This window comes from Candidatus Methylomirabilota bacterium (assembly GCA_035764725.1).
Classification (GTDB): domain Bacteria; phylum Methylomirabilota; class Methylomirabilia; order Rokubacteriales; family CSP1-6; genus DASRWT01.
In genome coordinates this window covers 48821-66601 of the sequence record DASTYT010000044.1, presented here as the reverse complement: position 1 = coordinate 66601, position 17781 = coordinate 48821, and the positions used below count along the sequence as shown (strand labels likewise).

Sequence of the window (17781 nt, the reverse complement as noted above, 5' to 3'; positions counted from 1 at the left end):
CAGGGCTTCGACGAAATGCCTCGTCGCGGCGGGAGACGCGCTCGAGAGAAAGCCGAGTCGCGCGACCTTCGACGCGGGCTGCGCGCCGACGACGGGAAGGGAGACCAGGGCACATGCAGCGACGGCCAGGATGAGGCGGGCGACTTTCGCCAGTCGTTGTTGGGGACTCATAGCGCCCAGGCCCGTCGAGTATTACACGGACCCAGGCGCCGAGTCTGCCCCTCGCGCTCACACGGTCGGGCCGAAGCCTCCCCAGCGCCGCGAGGCGCCGTAGAGATTCTGCCCCGCGTCCCCGCCGCCGCCCTCGCCGTCGATCGCGGCGGGGGTCAGGAAGCGAATCTCGCGCACGCCGGGGATCATCCCGAGCGCCCGCTGCACCGCCTTCCGCACCGACCATTCCTCCACGCGGCCGCCGATGCTGAGCACGGCGTCCTCGCTCTGCACGGTGAGCCGCCGCTCCCGCGTGACCGGATCGGCCAGGAGCACCGCGTAGGACTGCGCGACCAGGCTCCGGTCCGTCATGTCGCGCCGCGAGGTGACCGTCGAGCGGAAGCGATCGTGCGTCAGCATCTGCTCCAGCAGCCGGGCGCACTCCTCGATGTCAGCCCGCTCGGTGTTCATGACGAAGTCGTAGAGCAGCGGATCCTCCCAGTGGACGTGATAGAGGAACCGGACGCGCCCCGAGCGCTCCCGGTCGGACTCGTGCACCCGGGCCACGGCCTGAACGGGAGCGAGTCCGAGCTGGCGGGAGAGCCGCTCGGCCCGCACGGGCTCGGCGGCGGTGATGCGCACGCGAAGCGTGTGGGGCGCATTCGCCAGGATCAACGTGGACGCCAGCCCCACGATCACGAAGTTGTCGCGCGCCGCCATCTCGTGAACGGTCGCGTCGACGTAGTGCGCGAACCGATGCTGCTCGGCGTTGAAGCGCTCGAGCAGCGTCGGGCGCTCCTCGGCGGCATGGCTCAGGCGCGTGACATCGGCACCATACCGATCGGCCGCCTTGCTGATGAGGTCGCGCTCGGCGAACTCGTAGCCGAGCCGCTCGGCCACCGCGCGGCCGATCTCGATCCCCAGACTGCCCAGGCTCTCGGATATCGCGATCACGCTCATGGCGCACCTCCTGGAAAGCGAGAAGCCCCCACCGGTCGTGACCCGACCGTGCGGGGGCTTCGTTCGAGGGCCTCTAGATCCGGAGAACCGGCATGTGAGCCTCCTCTGCCGGGGAACCGGTGGTACTGCGGACCTTGAGGAGAGTCTACGCTCAGGCCTTGAAGCGCGCCAGCGCCTTCGGGTCCAGCTCCACGCCGATGCCCGGGCGCTCCGGCACAACTACCTCGCCGTTCTCGATGCGAAGCGGCTCGGTGAAAAGTGGCTGCCACCAGTCCATGTGCTCGAGGATGAGGGCGTTGGGGGCGGCCGCGAGCACGTGGCAGGAAGCCTCCATGAAGAGGTGCGAGGACACGGGCTGGCCGTACGCGCGGCAGAGCTCGCCGGCGCGCCGATACTCCGTGACGCCGCCCATGCGCTGGAGATCGGGCATCAGCACGTCCGCGGCGCGCGCGTCGAGGTGACGTTTCATGCCGAGGCTCCCGTAGTCGGACTCGCCGGTGGCGATGCGCATGGTGAGCGCGGCGCTGATGCGGGCGCAGCCTTCGAGGTCCTCGTACGGCACCGGCTCTTCCAGCCAGTAGAGATCGGCGGCCGCTTCCAGCTCCCGGCCCCAGCGGATGGCGGTCGGCTCGTCCCAACCCTGATTCACGTCGGCGAGGAGCTTGACATCGGGGCCGATGGCCTCGCGCAGGAGCCGGGCGCGCTCCACGTCCACGCGCGGGTCGGGGCCGCCCACACGCATCTTCATGGCGCGATGGCCCTGGGCCTGGAACTTCTCCGCCTCGGCGAGGAGCTGGCCCACCGAGTAGTCGATCCAGAGACCGGACGAGGCGTAGGTGGGCAGGCGCGCGCGCGCCCCGCCGAGGTAGCGGAAGAGCGGCTGGTTCGCCGCGCGCGCGGCCAGGTCCCAGCAGGCGGTGTCGAGCGCGGAGAGCGCGATCATGGCCAGGCCCGAATGCCCGATGAAGTTGATGGAGCGCCACGCCGCCTCGAAGTGGGCCACCACCGCCGCCGGGTCCTTGCCCTCGTAAAATACCGCGAGGTCTTCCACGAGCGCGGCGAGGGCCACCGCGCGCTTGGCGCCGAAGGCGAAGCAGTAGCCCGAGCCCACGGCGCCCGCGTCGCTCCGGAGCTCGACGGCCACGGTGTCGGCATGCGCGTGGTTGTGGATGGCCGTGCGCACCGGGCGCGGCAGGGGCACGGAGAGGCGGTGGATGGCGACGGAGCTGATCCTCATGGCGGGACCATGCCACACGCCGCGAAGGTGGACAAGGCCGCGGGCGCCCGGGATAATGCGCGCCGGAGGTGCGCCTCGTGAAGATCACCCGCGTCGAGTCCGCCATCGTGAAGCTGCCCTTCATCCAACCCGGCCCACCCACGGGCTTCTTCGGCCGCGTGTTCAACACCGTGGACGTGCTGCTGGTCCGCGTGGACACTGACGCGGGACTCACCGGCTGGGGCGAGGCCTTCGGCTACGCGGTGAACGAGTCCACCAAGGCCGCGCTGGATACCTACATCGGGCCCGCCTGCGTGGGGCGCGACGCCACCCAGATCGCCACGCTGCGCGCCGATCTCCTGAAGCGCTTCCACAATCTCGGGCGCGGCGGCCCGTCGATCTTCGGCCTCTCGGGCATCGACATCGCCCTGTGGGATCTCGCCGGGAAGGCGGCGGGGCTGCCGCTCCACCGCCTGCTCGGCGGCGGCGCACGGACGGAGATCACCGCCTACGCGAGCTTCTTCCGCTACGCCGACGCGTCGGTGGTGGCGCGCATCACCGAGGGCGCGGTGAAGGAGGGCTACAAGTACGTGAAGCTCCACGAGATCACGGAGCCCGCGGTGCGCGCAGCGCGCCAGGGCGGCGGGCCCGAGATGAAGCTCACAGTGGACACCAACTGCCCGTGGACGCCCGTCGAGGCGCTCGAGATGGCGCGGCGCTTCCGCCCGTACGATCTCCTCTGGCTGGAGGAGCCCGTGTGGCCGCCGGAGGACTGGGAGAGCTTGGCGCGCGTGCGCCAGGACGGCGGTATCGCCCTCGCCGCGGGCGAGAACGCGAGCAATCCCATCGACTTCAAGCACATGTTCGACGCCGGCGCCGTCACCTACGCGCAGCCGAGCGTCACCAAGATCGGCGGCGTCACCGCGCTCCGCGAGGTGGGCATTCTCGCCGATGCCGCCGGCGTCACGCTGGTGCCGCACTCGCCCTACTTTGGGCCCGGCCTCCTCGCCACGCTCCACTTCCTGGCCGCGCAGCCGCGCGAGCCGCTGGTGGAGCGCATCTACGCCACGCTGGAGCCCGACCTCTTCGGCGGCGCCACCAGCGCGGCGAACGGCCTGCTCGCGGTGCCGCAGGGCCCCGGTCTCGGCGTCGATCCCGATCCCGCGGTGATCGCGCGCTACAAGATGGCGTAGCGCGGTGGCTCCCCCGCGCATCGGCCTCGCCATCAGCGGAGGGCTCACCGCTCCCGAGATCGTGGAGTGCGTGCGTCTGGCGGAGGAGCTCGGCTACGAATCCGCCTGGGTCGCGGAAGGGCACGGCGGCGACCAGTTCGCCATCCTCGCCGCCTGCGCGACGGCAACGACGCGGATCCGCCTCGGCACCAGCATCAGCAGCGTGTTCGTGCGCAGCGTGCCCACCATCGCCATGGCCGCGGCCACGGTGGACGCGCTCTCCGACGGGCGCTTCGTGCTAGGGCTCGGATCGAGCCACCGCGTGCAGGTGGAGGGTGAGCACGGCCTGCCCTACGCCAAGCCCATCCCCCGCGTGCGCGAGAGCGTCGAGGCCATCCGCGCGCTGCTACGCGACGGCGAGGTGTCCTATCGCGGGGAGACGGTACGCATCGACCGCTTCGACTTCTGGTTCACCCCGCTGCGCCGGTCGATCCCCATCTATCTCTCCGCGCTCTTCCCGCCCATGCTCGAAGTCTGCGGCGAGCTAGGCAACGGCCTCATCCTCACCTGGAGCACGGTGGAGGCGCCGGCCCGCGCCGCCGCCCACGTGGCCACGGGCGCCCGCCGCGCCGGCCGCCGCCCCGAGGACGTGGACATCACCTCGCTCCTCCCCTGCGTGATCGCGGAAGATCGCCGCGAGGCCCTCGAGCAGATGCGCCCCGCGGTGGCCATGTACGCGGGCTTCTTCCCGCGCTACAACCGCCTGCTCGCGGAGGCAGGCTTCCCCGACGCCGCGCGCGCCATCCAGACCGCATGGCAGAAGGGCGACCGCGAGGGCGCCGCCCGCGCGGTGCCCGACGCCATGGCCGCGGCCGTCGGCCTGGTCGGCACGCCGGGTGAATGCCGTGCCCGCATCGAGGAATACCGCGCGGCCGGCCTCGGCCTGCCCATCATCAGCCCGCGGGCACGAGGCAAGGGCGCGCGAGACGCGGTGAGGATGGCGCTACGGGCGTGTAGGCCCACGGGCTAACTTCACGCCGCCGACAGCAGCTCCGCCCGCGGGAAGCTAGGCATTCGCCGTGACGACATGAGCAGCCGCGGGACATGTCAACTGCTCGCGGTCCCGATAGACGCTGAGCGCATGCGTCATATCTTCGAGAAGGGCAGCGCGCCGTTCGGGAGCTACCCGAGCAATCTCCTGCGCCATAGGGAGCGCGGCGAGATGGCTGGGGACGAACTCCGCCGGCAATGGGAGCTTCATCGTCTTGATGGTGGGACGCACGTCCACATTCCGAAAGCCGGCCGATGCCACGAGGCCGTGCAGCGCCACATGGTCATGGAGCGCGCAGGGTGCTCGCACCATAGATCCCGCCTCGGCGCTTACGTGTCGTGTCAGCGCATCGGCGAGAACCGCGAAGTAGGGCGTGTTCTCGATGGCGCCCCACACCGTGAAGGCCAACCGACCGCCTGGGCGCAGAACTCGACGCATTTCCTGGAGGGTCCGGACCCGATCAGGGAAGAACTGCACGCCCTGCTGGCAGAGGACGACATCGAAGGCTCGGTTCTCGAACGGTAAGGTCGCGGCATCGCCGATTCGCCATTCGATCGTCGTCTCCGGGTCACGACCTGATGCCGCGCGGGCCGCCTCGATCATGCTTGCGTTGAGATCGACACCGACGACCCGACCTTCCGCCCCCACACGCTGGGCGGCGAAGCGCGCGACAAAGCCCGTCCCGCAGGCCACGTCGAGAACGTGCTCAGCCGGCTGAAGCGCCGCCACCTCGACGAGACAGTGTACCCACGGCTCCATGATGAGCCTCACGTACCGCTCGTAGAACTCGGCCGCGTTCCCACTCAGCTGCCAACGCTCTTCCGGACTCATGATTGCCTTAGCCCACCGGTATGCCTAGCGCATCAGCGGTAGCTCAGGGTAGCTTGTCGAAGAAGAGATACACGGCAGCGAAAGTCAGGATGAGTCGCCTTGATCGCTGCCGCGACGCGATCAATGTCGTCGCGGCCACGGTGGGCGCCCTTGGGCTCGTAGAATACGCACTCCTCGGTAAACATCTCGTTGATGGTCACGCGCCGGCGTGAGCAGCTCCGGCCACTTGCCCGCCATCGTCGGCTCGATGTTGGTGAACCCGGTGACGTTGCGGCCTGGCCGGGGAAAGCTCGAGACGAACCCGGTGCCTACCGGATCCGAGACGACCGCGCAAACGATGGGAATCGCGCGCGTGTGTCGCAGCAGCGTCGACGTAGTGGGTGTGTTGTGTGACAACAGGACATCGGGCTGCAGGGCGACGAGCTCCCGCGCGAGTCTTTCCATCGATGGCGCGTCGGACGTCGTCGCCCAGCGAACATCGAGGCGAATGTTGCGGCCCTCCTCCCACCCGAGCGTCTTGAGCCCCTTGCGAAACGCCGCCAGGCGAGCCTCCGACCACGGATCCTCGGGAAGCCCCATCAGCACTCCGATTCGCCGCATCTGACCTGTCTGCTGGGCCCCGGCGGCGAACGGCCCGAACAACCCAAGGACCAAGATGACGAGCGACATGGCCATGAGGGACGGGACAGCCCACCGGCCAAGGACAGGGACGGGGATGAATCGGATGCGCCCGCTATTCGAGATCAGCACGCTTCGGGGCGGAAGAGGCTGGGGGTGCGTGCACATCGGCGCGGCGAGAATAGCGCGGTTGAGTGGACGTTGGCGAGGGGGCGCGGGGGCTAGGTGCGATACCTCGGACGGGATAGTGGGGCACAGAGCTTCACGCGGTCGGCGGGGGCACGGGTCCCCGAACCGCACCGTTTGGTGTATGGCGCCCCGCAGACACCTACTCACGTGCGGCAGAACAACCTCCCCATTCCGAAACGCGGTCGGTAGCGCACAGCCAGTGCGGCGATCTCGGCGCGATGCGTGAGCAGGAAGGCATCGGTCATGACGACAAGACCACCATTCGGCGTACACGCTTGGGCGGCCATGATCGGCTCGATCTCGTTGTGCACAGGGGCGAGGGGCTCGGCGCCCGGCTACGACTGCCCCGAGCGCTCCGTGCTCGGGTGCGAACCCGGGCCGGGCAACACCGTCTTTTCCCCTCCGCGCGATTCCCCGGCGATAAGCGCCTCGATGCTCGGATACGCATAGATCGTGCGCGCGCCGTTCGCCGGCAGGCCACCGGTGTCCACGGAGGGCCCGTATACGCTCCAGACCTGACGGCCCAGGAGTCTCAGCAGCGTCGTCTGCTCCGCGCGATGGTGCGCCGTGTGTGCGATGCGTCTCACCATGATCCACGCGCGGCTGTGGATCGTGTCGAAGAACGCGACGTTCTGCTTCCACCACTCGGCATCCTTCTCCCCGAGCCGGGTGAGTCGCTTCGCCGAATCCTCGGCGTACCGGCGGATAAAGGCTAAGCGCGTCTCCTCGGCGGCGAGCGGCGGCGCGCCGACGTCGATCGCTAGCATTCCCGTGAACCACTTATCCTCGCTTAGGCACTGATGAACCATGTGCTCGCGGAACGTGCGGTCACGTGCGAGATTCGGGTGCGGCCGAACGTCGAGGTCGGCATCGTCGAACATCGCCCACACCGAGAGAGTCTTGAGACGCTCGCTCGCATAGGTGTCGACAAGGAACGCGTAGTCCATCAGGTGGCGCCGGCCTCCCCAAGCGGGCAGTTTCCCCCGCTCCGATCCGGTGCGCAATGGGTGCCTTCGGGCACAGTCCCCCCACCTCCCGATTGGTGTACTCTCGTTGTCTGCGCGCGCCGCTGGCGTCGCGTTCACCGATGTGACCGGGAGGCTCATCCATGCTGAAGCAAACGTCCTCGGAATACCGCGGCTTCCGCACTGCCGGCATCCGCCTGCGCGAGGAGATGATGCCGCATCTGGCGCGCCTCACCGCGGGGCGCGCGCGCCTCATGTTCCACGCCCTCCACGCCTTCGACAAGGCGCAGGCGGTGATGCTGACCGAGCAGGGCCTGCTCCCGCGCGAGACGGCGGGGGCCATCCTGCGCGCCCTCCGCGAGATGGAGAAGGAAGGCGTGGAGGAGACGCGGAGCAAGGTGGGCGGCGGCCTCCACGCCGGCGAGCAGTACCTGATCCGGAAGCTCGGTGAGGACGTGGGCGGGCGCCTGCACCTCGGGCGCAGCAGCGGCGATCTCTCCTCCGTCGGCATCAACACCCTGCAGCGCGAGCACGTGCTCCGCATTCTCGAAGCGGTGAACCGCCTGCGCCGCGTGCTGCTGGACCTGGCCGCTCAGCACACCGACACGATCTTCCCGGGCACGAGCTTCGGCCAGCACGCCCAGCCCATGACGCTGGCGCATCTCTACATCTCCTGGGCGGCCAACCTCGCGCGGGACTTCGAGCGCCTGCACGGCGTCTACCGGCGGGTGAATGTGAGTCCGGCGGGCTCCGCCATCATGGTGGGCTCGAACTTCCCGCTCGATCGCGAGCGCACCGCGGAGCTGATGGGCTTCGACGGCGTGCACGAGAACTGCGCCGACGCCATCCTGGAGCTCAACGCCGACGACAGCCTGGATGTGCCGATGGCGGTGGCCACGCTCTACCACAGCATGTCGAAGTGGGCGGACGATCTCATCCTCTGGAGCACCAGCGAGTACGCCTACGTGAGCATCCCCGACCGTTTCTGCAACACCTCGAGCATCATGATGCAGAAGAAGAACGTGATCGGCCCCGCCGAGGTGAAGGGCGCGGCCGCGGAGGCGCTGGGCGCGGTGGTGACCTCGTTCACCGCCCTCAAGGGCCCCACCGCGTTCCCCATCACCGAGCGGCACTACGCGCTCGAGCAGGTGTGGACCGTCTGCAACCACTGCGTGCGCGATCTCGACTGGTTCTGCGAGCTACTCCCGGCGCTCGAGATCCGCAAGGCGCACATGCGGGAAGAGGCCTGGAAGCACTGGGCGACCGCCACTGACATCGCGGGGGCGCTGGTGCGGGAGAAGAACCTGCCCTGGCGGACCTCGCATCAGATCGTGGGCATCCTCGTGCGGCTCTGCGAGGAGCGCGGGCTTGCGCCCGACGGGGTGACGCCGGCCCTGCTGGACGAGGCCGCGCAGCTCTATCACGGTCAGCCCGCGGGCCTCACCGCGGCGCAGATCCGCGAGGCGGTCGACCCCGGCCGCTTCATCGCGGATCGCACCATGCGCGGCGGTCCCGCGCCCAGGGAGTCGCAGCGCCAGATCGCGCACTTCGGTACCGGCCTCAAGGCCGACGAGGCCATCGTCTCCGGTATGCATCAGCGGCTCGCCGACTCGGCTCGCAAGCTCGAGGCGTCGGTCGACGCCCTCGTCGGGAGATAGATCGATCATGCGGCTTTCACTCGCTCGTGTTCTCGCGCTCGCCCTCGCGGCCGCGCTCGTCGTCCCCATTGCCACGCTCGCCCAGGAGCCCAGGATGGGCGGCACCGTGGTGCAGGCCATCAGCGCCGACCCGCCCACCATGAACCCCGCGACCACCACCGACACCCAGGCGTGGTCGCTCATGGGCAAGCTCTTCAACGGGCTCACCTACCTCGACAACGACTACCGGAGCCATCCCGATCTCGCCGAATCGTGGACGATCAGCCCAGACGGCCTCACCTACACGTTCAAGCTCCGCAAGGACGTGAAATGGCACGACGGCAAGCCCTTCACCTCCGCGGATGTGAAGTGGACGTATCAGGAGGCGATCGCCAAGTATCACCCGGTAGGCCGCGTGGCCTATGCCAGCATCGCCTCCATCGACACGCCCGATCCCTACACGGTGGTGCTGAAGATGAAGACGCCCTTCGGGCCCACCGTGTTCATGACCTCGCTCAACATGGGGCCGATCCTGCCCAAGCACCTGCTCGAGGGGCAGGACCTCGCCACCGCGGAGTTCAACCGAAAGCCGGTCGGCACCGGGCCCTTCAAGATCGCCGAGGCGGTGAAGGGCAGCCACTACGTGCTGGAGCGGAACCCCGATTACTTCAAGAAGGGCCGGCCCTATCTGGACCGCGTGATCTTGAAGGTGATGCCGAACCCGGCCTCGCGCGTGCTCGCCTTCGAGAAGGGCGAGGTGGATGTGCTCTACTCCTTCTTCCTCCCGCGCGAGCAGGCGGGACGGGTGAAGGCGCTCCCTGGCATCGTGGTGAAGGAGTACATGCTGTTCCCGGAGACCATCCTGCTGTTCTTCAACCTGAAGGACAACAAGGCGCTCGGTGACGTACGGGTGCGGCAGGCCATCTTCCACGGCATCGATCAGAGCTTCCTCGTGCAGCAGGGCTACGCCGGCCAGGGTCGGCCGGGCACGAGCGTGATCCCGTCGAGTCTTGCCTGGGCCTACAACGCCAATGTGCCGAAGTATCCCTTCGACGTGGCGAAGGCTGGCGCGCTTTTCGACGAGGCGGGCTATCCCAAGAACGCGCAGGGCGAGCGGATGGCGCTGCGCCTGGTCTACGACCCCGCCAACTCCGCGGCCAACCGCGCCTCCGAGGTGGTGGCGCAACAGCTCAAGGGGGTGGGCCTCAACGTGAAGCTGGTGCCGCTCGAGCGCTCGCTCATGCTGGAGAAGGTGTTCAAGCAGTACGACTTCGACCTCTACATCCACAACTACACGAGCTACGGTGACCCGGCGCTGGGCATCGGGCGCATCTACACCTGCGACAACATCCGTCCCGCGCCGTTCGTGAACGTGGAGCGCTACTGCAACCCCAAGGTGGACGAGCTCTTCGCCAAGGGCGGCGCGGTGGCCTCGCAGGCCGAGCGCGCCAAGCCCTATCGCGAGGTGCAGGAGATCCTCATGAAGGATCTGCCCACGATCCCGCTGGTGGAGTACGGCGATACCAACGTGGCGCGGGCGCGCGTGCAGAACATCTTCAAGAGCCTCTCGTCCCACGAGCGCTGGGACGAGGTGTGGGTCACGGATGGGAAGTAGCACCGTCTCCGAGGCGCTCGCCGCCTGGGCGGCCGGGCTCGCCTGGAAGCGCCTGCCACCCGAGGTGGTGGCGATGGCGCGGCGCATTCTCCTCGACACGCTCGGCTGCGGGCTCCACGGCAGCACCACGCCCGAGGCCAAGGCCCTCGCCAAGGCGCGCGCCGATCTCGGCGGCGCGGGGCCCTGCACGGTCTGGGGCACGCGCGGCGGCGCCCCGCCGCAGACCGCCACGCTCATGAACGGGGCGCATGCTCACATGCGCGAGCTGGACGACATCGGGGGCGGTGGGCACGCGGGGGCCTGCCAGGTGCCGGCGGTATTGGCGGCGGCCGAGCTGGCGGGCGGCGACGGGCGCGACGTGCTGCTCGGGCTGGTGGCCGGGCACGAGATCACCTCGCGGCTCACGGACGCGGCCAGCTACGACGTGATGACCCTGCGCGGCTGGCACACGACCGGCGTGTACGGGAGCCTCGGCGCCGGCATCGCGGCGGCGCGCGCGCTGCGCCTCGACGCCGGGCGCACCGCGCATGCCCTCGGCCTCGCCGGCTCCTACACCGGCGGCACCTGGGCCTTCATGGCCGACGGCGCCATGTCAAAGCGCGTCCATCCCGGCCGCTCGGCGGAGATCGGGCTCACCGCCGCCGTGCTCGCCCGCCGGGGCGTCACCGGGCCGCGCGAGGTGCTGGACGCGCCGTGGGGCGGGCTCTTCGCCACCTACGCCCCGGGCGAGTCCGACGCACGCGCGCCGCTGGAAGGTCTGGGCGAGAGCTTCAGGATCCTGCGCAAGGGCTTCAAGCCCTTCCCCGTGTGCTGGGGCATCAACAGCGCGGCGGACTCCATGCTGGCGCTGCGTGAGAAGCACGATCTCAAGCCGGACGACATCGCCAGGATCCGCATCGTGCTCTCGGAGATGAGCCGGCGCATGATCGGCGGCACGCGGCTGGACTCCGTGCTCCACGCCCAGATGAGCGTGACGTACTCGCTGGCCTCGATCCTCCTCCACGGCCGGCTCACGCTGCGCGAGTTCTCGCCCGCCGCGCTGGCGGATCCCGCGGCGCGCGCGCTCATGGCGCGCATGGAGCTGGTGGTGGACCCGGCCGCGCACGGCGAGCGCCAGACGGTGGAGGTGGAGACGCGCGACGGCCGGCGGCTCACGAGCCGCGTGGAGCTGCCCCTCGGCCACTGGGACAACCCGCTCTCCGACGCGGACCTCGAGGCCAAGTTCCTTCGCCTGGCCGGCGCCGCGCTGGGCGCCGCGCGCGCGAAGAAGGCCGCCGCCCTCGTGGCCGGCATCGAGAAGCCGGGCGCCCTGCGCCGCCTTTTGGCCCTGCTCCGCCCGGCCTGAGGCGGTGCTCCCCTACGTCGCGCGCCGCCTGGCGAGCCTGATCCCTCTCCTCGCCGGGATGGTGGTGCTGGGCTTCGCCATCATCCAGCTCGCGCCCGGCGATCCCGTGCAGGTGCTGGTGGGCGACTACCCCGCGCCGCCCGAGTACGTCCAGCAGGTGCGCGAGCGCTTCGGCCTCGACCGCCCTGTGATCGTGCAGCTCGGCCGCTACGCGGGTCAGGTGCTGCGCGGTAATCTCGGCCACTCGTTCTTCTACAACGAGCCCGTGCTCGATCTCGTGCTGGGGCGCTTGCCCGCCACGCTGTTGCTGATGGGCGCGGCGCTCGTCGTGTCGAGCGTGGCGGGCGTGCTGCTCGGCGTGGCCTGCGGCCGGCGCCCGGGCTCGCTCACCGATTCCACGCTGCTCGTGCTGGGGCTCGTGGGCTATTCCCTGCCCGTGTTCTGGCTGGGCCAGCTCCTCCTGATGGGCCTTTCGCTCAAGCTCGACTGGTTCCCGACCCAGGGCATGCGCTCGCTCACCGTCGGGCTCTCACCGGTCGCGCGCGGGCTCGACGTCGTGCATCACCTGGCATTGCCGGCACTCACTCTCGCAACGCGCTATCTGGCAATCAATATTCGCCTGACCCGCACGAGCATCGTCGAGGTCTCCGGCATGGAGTATCTGCAGACGGCGCGCGCGAAGGGACTGGCCGAGCGCGTGGTGATCTACAAGCACGCGCTACGGAACGCGCTTCTCCCCGTGGTGACGATGATCGGCCTCAACGTGGGTCATCTGGTCGCGGGCGCGGTGCTCACCGAGACCGTGTTCGCCTGGCCCGGGCTCGGGCGCCTGATCTTCGACGCCATCCTCCACCGCGACTACCCGCTCATGCTGGGGGGCCTCCTCGTCGTGACGGTGTGCGTGGTGGTGGGGAATCTCCTCGCCGACATTGCCTATGCGTGGATCGACCCGCGCATTCGCCTCACGAGCCGCGCATGACGAGCCGTGCTTCGCCATGGGCCGCCTGAACCTCCACGAGATCTGGCTGCGGCTGCGCCGCCATCCCGCTGGCCTCCTCGGCCTCGCGGGGGCCATCGGCTTCACCCTGCTGGCCGTCGTCGGGCCCTGGGTCGCGCCGGCGGATCCAATGGCCCTGAATCCGAACGCGCTGCGCCCGCCGGGCCGCGGGCACTGGCTGGGCACGGACGACCTCGGCCGCGACATCCTGAGCGGCGTGCTCTTCGGCGCGCGCGTGTCCCTGGTGGTGGGGCTCCTCGCCGCCGCCGGCTCGGTGCTGGTCGGCGTGGCGGTGGGCGCCGCCGCGGGCTACTGGCGCGGGCGCGTCGAGGGCACGCTGATGCGCCTCACGGAGTGGGTGCTGGTCATCCCGCAATTTCTCATCGTCTTGGTCGTCGCGGCGATCTTCGGCGCGGACCTGCGCCTGGTGGTCGTGGTGCTGGCGCTGGTGGGCTGGCCGGCCACCGCGCGGCTCACGCGCGCGCAGTTCCTCGCGCTCGGCGAGCGCGAGTTCGTGCTGGCGGCGCGGAGCCTCGGCGCGGGCGACGGCCGCATCATCGGGCGACAGATCCTGCCGAACGCGCTCGCGCCCATCGTGGTCGCCGGGTCACTGCAGATCCCCGCCGCCATTCTCGCCGAGGCGAGCCTGCGCTTCCTGGGCCTGGCCGATCCCAACCGCGTCTCCTGGGGCGGCATGCTCAATCAGGCGCAGAACTTCCTCCAGCAGGCGTGGTGGATGCCGGTGTTCCCCGGCATGGCGATCTTCCTCACCGTGCTCTCGTTCAACCTGGCCGGCGAGGCGTTGAACGAGGCGCTGGCCCCGCGCGGGCGCGGAACGCGCTGAGCCGCTAGCCGCGGATCAGCGCGGGGCGTGGCTCAGCGCCGGGCGCCGGCCGCCCAGCGCCGCCGCCACCGCGCCCACGTCGTAGACGCAGCCGCCCCAGGTGCCGCCGCCGGCCTGCTGGAGCGCTGCCCAGAGCCGCGTGTCGTCGGGCAGGTCGGGATCCGGTGCGAGATCCGGACGCGGGGCCCGCGAGGCGAGCACGCGGGCGCCTTCCTCGGGGTCGTACTCACGCCCGTCGTGGCCCACGAGGTCGATGCTGCCCTCGAGCTTGCCGCGGTCGATGACGATGCGGATGCGATCCCCATCGCGCACCTTGCCCACCGGCCCGCCGGCCAGCGCCTCCGGCCCCACGTGGCCGATGCAGGCACCGGTCGAGACACCGGAGAAGCGTGCGTCGGTGATCACCGCCACCTGCTTGCCCCAGGAGAGGTGCTTGAGCGCGGCGGTGATCTGGTAGATCTCCTCCATCCCCGCGCCAATGGGCCCGCGGCAGATCAGCACCAGGATGTCGCCGGGCTTGAGCCGCTCCGGCCCCTGGCTCTTGATGGCGGCGATGGCCGCCTTCTCGGTGGTGTAGACCCGCGCGGGGCCCACCTTCCGGTACACACCGTCCGCGTCCACCACGGTGGGATCGATCGCCGTGCTCTTGATCACCGCCCCTTCGGGCGCCAGGTTCCCCCGCGGAAACGTCACGGTGCTGGTGAGCCCTCGCTCCCGCGCCCGCAGGGGATTCATGATCACGTCGTCTGGATCCACGCCGTCGGCGGCCCGCAGCCGCTCGCGGAGCACGCGCCGGCGGTCGGAGCCCTCCCACCAGTCGAGATTCTTTCCCAAGGGCTCCCCGGTCACCGTCAGGGCGCGCTCGTCGAGAAGGCCGGCCCGGCGGAGATGCAGCATTACCTCTGGCACCCCCCCGGCGAGGAACAGGCGGACAGTCGGATGGTTGCGGGGGCCGTTCGGCAGCACGTCGACCAGGCGCGGCACGCGGCGATTCACATCGCTCCAGTCCTCCACGGTGGGGCGGCGAAGCCCCGCGGCGTGGGCGATCGCGGTCAAGTGGAGCAGCAGGTTGGTCGAGCCGCCCACCGCCGCATGCACCATCATGGCATTGCGAATGGCGGCGTCCGTCACGATGTCGCGCGTGCACAGGCCACGCGCCTCCAGCGCCATCAGCGCGCGGGCCGAGCGGCGCGCCATGTCGAGCCATATCGGCTGGCCCGACGGCGCCAGCGCGGAGTGCGGCAGCGTAAGACCGAGCGCCTCGCCCACCACCTGCGAGGTGGCCGCGGTGCCGAGGAACTGGCAGCCGCCGCCCGGCGAGCCGCAGGCGCGGCAACCGAGGTCCTGGGCCTGCTCGAGAGAGAGTTCGCCGTGGGCGAAGCGCGCGCCGATCGATTGCACGGTGCCCGCGTCTTCGCCGCGCTCGGGCGGCAAGGTCACGCCGCCAGGAACCAGCACGCAGGCGAGATCACGCAGGGCGGCCAGCGCCATCATCATGGCGGGGAGGCCCTTGTCGCAGGTGGCGACGCCCAGCACCCCTTTTCTCGTCGGCAGCGAGCGCGCGAGCCGGCGCAGCACGATGGCGGCGTCGTTCCGATAGGCGAGGCTGTCCATCATCCCGGTCGTGCCCTGGGTGCGCCCATCGCAGGGATCCGAGCAGTAGCCGGCGAAGGGCATGCCGCCCAGCGCGGTCAGCTCTTCCGCCGCCGCCTGGAGCAGGAGGCCGATCTCCCAGTGGCCGGTGTGATAGCCGAGCGCGATGGGGCGCCCGTCGGCCGCGCGGATGCCGCCCTGGGTGGAGAGCATGAGGTACTGCGGGCGGCCCAGCTCGCGCGGGTCCCAGCCCATGCCGGCGTTCTGCGTCCAGCCGAAGATGTCGCCGCTGGGGCGCTCGATCAGCATCTCAGCGGTGAGGGGCAGGCGCCCCGCCGGCCCCGCGCCCGCAGTCTTCACCTCGGCGGAAACCGCACCGCCCACGATCTCGTCGAACGCGATGCTCGGCCGCGTGGGCATGGCCTACTTCCCCGACAGTCGGCGGTTGATGCGCTTCTCGATCACGTGCGTCACCGCGGAGAAGTCCTCCTTGCCCCATCCCGAGTCGAGCGCCTCGTCGTACGTGCGCTTGGTCTCTTCCAGCATCGGCGTCGGCACGCGCACTGCGTGCGCGAGGGTCAGCGCGAGCGTCGCGTCCTTGCGCATGTGCTCGAGCATGAACGTGGGCGAAAACTCGCCGTCGAAGATGCGCTTCGCGCGGCGGTCGAAATAGGTGCCGAAGGCCATGCCGCCGCCCTTGCGCACCACGTCGTAGAAGGTGGTGGGGTCCACCCCGGCCTGCACGGCCATGGCGAGGGCTTCGGCCACCGCCACCGAGGTGACCGCGGCGAGCCCGTTGTGGATCAGCTTCACGCGGTTGGCCATGCCGGTGCCGCCCACGTACATGTTGAGCTTCCCCATGATCTCGAGGTAGGGCTTCACCGTCGCGACCTTCGTCTCGTCGCCGCCCACGATGAAGAAGATCTCGCCCGAGACGGCCTGGGGCTGCGAGCCGAGCATCGGCGTGTCCATGTGCGTGATGCCCTTGGCCTTGAGCGCGCCGGCCACCTTCACCGTGATCTCCGGCCCGACTGTCGAGCAGTCGCAGGTCACGAGGCCCGAGCGGCCGCCGTGGATGATGCCGCCGGCCTCGAGATAGACGCCGAGCACGATGTCGTTGTTGGGAAGGCACGAGAAGAGCACGTCCGACTGCGCGGCCACCTGCGCCGGCGACTCCGCCACCGTCACGCCGACGAGCCGCCGCGCGTCCGCCGTCGCGGTCGGGCTCGTGTCGTATACCACCAGCGGCACGCCGGCCTTGGACAGATTGGTCGTCATCGGCATGCCCATCGTGCCCAGTCCCACGAATCCCACGGTGTCGCTCATGTCGGTTTCCTCCGAGGAGGATTATACTTGCAGCCCATGGCCCCGAGCCCCGCGCCCTTGTCGCCCCTGGCGCCCGAGACCCTCGCGCGCTTGGCGCGCGTGTCCACTGCGACGCTCTGCACGCGGCTCTTCAAGGCCGGCTTCCGCAGCGTGTTCCTCTCCGGCCTGAAACCGGTGGGAGCCGCCATCAAAATGGTCGGGCCCGCGGTGACGGTGCGCTATGTGCCGGCGCGTGAGGACCTCTCGACATTCGAGAGCCTGGGCGACCCCGCGCATCCCCAGCGCAAGACCATCGAGGAGATCCCCGCCGGCGCCGTGCTGGTGCTCGACTGCCGCGGCATCGAGTCGGCGGCGGGGCTCGGCGATATTCTCGTCGCGCGGCTCAAGGCGCGCGGGGCCGCCGGCGCGGTGCTGGACGGCGGCGTGCGCGACTTCGCCGGCATCGAGGGCATGGGCCTGCCCGTGTATGCCAAAGGCCCCGCGGCGCCCGCCAACGTGCACCGTCACCTCGCCGTCGAGGCCAATGTGCCCATCGGCTGCGCCGACGTGCTGGTGATGCCGGGCGACATCATGGTGGGCGACGGCGACGGTGTGGTCTGCATCCCGCGCGCGCAGGCCGACAAGATCGCCGAGGGCGGACTCGAGCAGGAGGAGCTCGAGGCCTTCGTGCTCGGGAAGATCCAAGCGGGCGCGCCGCTCCGCGGCACCTACCCACCTTCGGCCGAGACGATGTCCGAGTTCGAGGCCTGGAGGAAGAAGCAGCGCGGCTAGGCGAGGGCGGGCTCGCCGGAGACAACGGACACCGCGCGCAGCCTTGCCAGCACGGGCGCGCCCGGCGCGAGCTCGGCGACCAGCGTGGCCAGCTCCTCGACGTGGCCCGCGTCGTGGGCCGCCATCATGCGGGGCACGCGCGCCAGCGTGAGCTCGCCCACGCCGTCCTGGGTCCCACGCCGCGACAGCGTGGCAGCGTCCAGCGCGGCCAGGCGCTCGATGTTCCGCGCGCGGGCCCGCGCGAAGACCTGCAGGGCCAGGGCGGGATCCCCGTGGAGGTACTCGCGCTCGCGCGCGATGCGGTCGCCATCGAAGTCGGGCAGCGCGGGGGCCGTTTCCGTCAGCAGGCGGCTGATGCGCGTGCCATAGCCCTCGCGCTCGAGGTCGGCGAGATGCCACGCGTGCTCGACGAAAGCGAAGCCTCCCGCGGCTGGACGGCGATGCGTGGCGTCTGCCAGCGCAGCGGCGACCTCACGCAGCAGCTCCGGCATGGCGCCGAGT

At 70.2% G+C, this 17781-nt stretch carries 17 protein-coding genes; 8 read left to right on the top strand and 9 right to left on the bottom strand.

What is annotated here, in order from left to right; translation table 11 throughout:
- Positions 1-228: 228 nt before the first annotated feature.
- Positions 229-1110: a cytidylate kinase-like family protein gene (locus VFX14_06335; protein ID HEU5189288.1), complete on the bottom strand. Its 882-nt coding sequence runs from the start codon at positions 1108-1110 to the stop codon at positions 229-231.
- A gap of 151 nt (positions 1111-1261) precedes the next feature.
- Positions 1262-2347 carry a mandelate racemase/muconate lactonizing enzyme family protein gene (locus tag VFX14_06330; GenBank protein ID HEU5189287.1) on the bottom strand — a complete coding sequence of 362 codons (1086 nt, stop codon included), beginning with the start codon at positions 2345-2347 and terminating at the stop codon, positions 1262-1264.
- Positions 2348-2424: 77 nt separating this feature from the next.
- Here VFX14_06330 and VFX14_06325 point away from each other — a divergent pair, with 77 nt between their 5' ends.
- Positions 2425-3519: a mandelate racemase/muconate lactonizing enzyme family protein gene (locus VFX14_06325; protein ID HEU5189286.1), complete on the top strand. Its 1095-nt coding sequence runs from the start codon at positions 2425-2427 to the stop codon at positions 3517-3519.
- A 4-nt stretch (positions 3520-3523) separates the two neighbouring features.
- Positions 3524-4528, top strand: coding sequence for an LLM class flavin-dependent oxidoreductase (locus tag VFX14_06320; protein ID HEU5189285.1), 1005 nt, complete (start codon positions 3524-3526; stop codon positions 4526-4528).
- Between the two features lie 36 nt (positions 4529-4564).
- Here the strand turns inward: VFX14_06320 and VFX14_06315 are convergent, their stop codons facing one another.
- The 4 genes from VFX14_06315 to VFX14_06300 form a co-directional block, all read right to left on the bottom strand.
- Positions 4565-5380, bottom strand: a complete 816-nt coding sequence (locus tag VFX14_06315; GenBank protein HEU5189284.1) for a methyltransferase domain-containing protein — start codon at positions 5378-5380, stop codon at positions 4565-4567.
- A 120-nt stretch (positions 5381-5500) separates the two neighbouring features.
- Positions 5501-6055, bottom strand: coding sequence for an ABC transporter substrate binding protein (locus VFX14_06310; GenBank protein HEU5189283.1), 555 nt, complete (start codon positions 6053-6055; stop codon positions 5501-5503).
- A 275-nt stretch (positions 6056-6330) separates the two neighbouring features.
- Positions 6331-6498 carry a hypothetical protein gene (locus VFX14_06305; GenBank protein ID HEU5189282.1) on the bottom strand — a complete coding sequence of 56 codons (168 nt, stop codon included), beginning with the start codon at positions 6496-6498 and terminating at the stop codon, positions 6331-6333.
- Positions 6499-6522: 24 nt separating this feature from the next.
- Positions 6523-7134, bottom strand: a complete 612-nt coding sequence (locus VFX14_06300; protein ID HEU5189281.1) for a DinB family protein — start codon at positions 7132-7134, stop codon at positions 6523-6525.
- Positions 7135-7295: 161 nt separating this feature from the next.
- Between VFX14_06300 and argH the strand changes: the two genes are divergently transcribed.
- Genes argH through VFX14_06275 form a run of 5 tightly spaced genes read left to right on the top strand, consistent with a single transcriptional unit; the run spans position 7296 to position 13590 of the window.
- The gene (gene argH / locus VFX14_06295; protein ID HEU5189280.1) at positions 7296-8810 is read left to right on the top strand and encodes an argininosuccinate lyase; all 1515 of its coding nucleotides are present in this window, start codon (positions 7296-7298) and stop codon (positions 8808-8810) included.
- A gap of 7 nt (positions 8811-8817) precedes the next feature.
- The gene (locus VFX14_06290; protein HEU5189279.1) at positions 8818-10404 is read left to right on the top strand and encodes an ABC transporter substrate-binding protein; all 1587 of its coding nucleotides are present in this window, start codon (positions 8818-8820) and stop codon (positions 10402-10404) included.
- Positions 10394-11749, top strand: coding sequence for an MmgE/PrpD family protein (locus tag VFX14_06285; GenBank protein HEU5189278.1), 1356 nt, complete (start codon positions 10394-10396; stop codon positions 11747-11749). Before VFX14_06290 ends, VFX14_06285 begins: the two co-directional genes overlap by 11 nt.
- 4 nt (positions 11750-11753) lie before the next feature.
- Positions 11754-12728: an ABC transporter permease gene (locus VFX14_06280; protein ID HEU5189277.1), complete on the top strand. Its 975-nt coding sequence runs from the start codon at positions 11754-11756 to the stop codon at positions 12726-12728.
- Positions 12729-12744: 16 nt separating this feature from the next.
- The gene (locus VFX14_06275; protein ID HEU5189276.1) at positions 12745-13590 is read left to right on the top strand and encodes an ABC transporter permease; all 846 of its coding nucleotides are present in this window, start codon (positions 12745-12747) and stop codon (positions 13588-13590) included.
- 15 nt (positions 13591-13605) lie between these two features.
- Here the strand turns inward: VFX14_06275 and VFX14_06270 are convergent, their stop codons facing one another.
- Together VFX14_06270 and VFX14_06265 are read right to left on the bottom strand one after the other, a co-directional pair.
- Positions 13606-15603 (bottom strand): YjhG/YagF family D-xylonate dehydratase, encoded by a 1998-nt coding sequence (locus VFX14_06270; GenBank protein HEU5189275.1) that lies wholly within the window; start codon positions 15601-15603, stop codon positions 13606-13608.
- 3 nt (positions 15604-15606) lie between these two features.
- Positions 15607-16509, bottom strand: coding sequence for an NAD(P)-dependent oxidoreductase (locus tag VFX14_06265; protein HEU5189274.1), 903 nt, complete (start codon positions 16507-16509; stop codon positions 15607-15609).
- Positions 16510-16545: 36 nt separating this feature from the next.
- On the opposite strand from VFX14_06265, the gene VFX14_06260 reads away from it, so the two are divergent.
- Positions 16546-17280: a ribonuclease activity regulator RraA gene (locus tag VFX14_06260; GenBank protein HEU5189273.1), complete on the top strand. Its 735-nt coding sequence runs from the start codon at positions 16546-16548 to the stop codon at positions 17278-17280.
- Here the strand turns inward: VFX14_06260 and VFX14_06255 are convergent.
- Positions 17277-17771 (bottom strand): DinB family protein, encoded by a 495-nt coding sequence (locus tag VFX14_06255; protein HEU5189272.1) that lies wholly within the window; start codon positions 17769-17771, stop codon positions 17277-17279. The two genes, VFX14_06260 and VFX14_06255, sit on opposite strands and share 4 nt — an antisense overlap.
- Positions 17772-17781 lie beyond the last annotated feature (10 nt).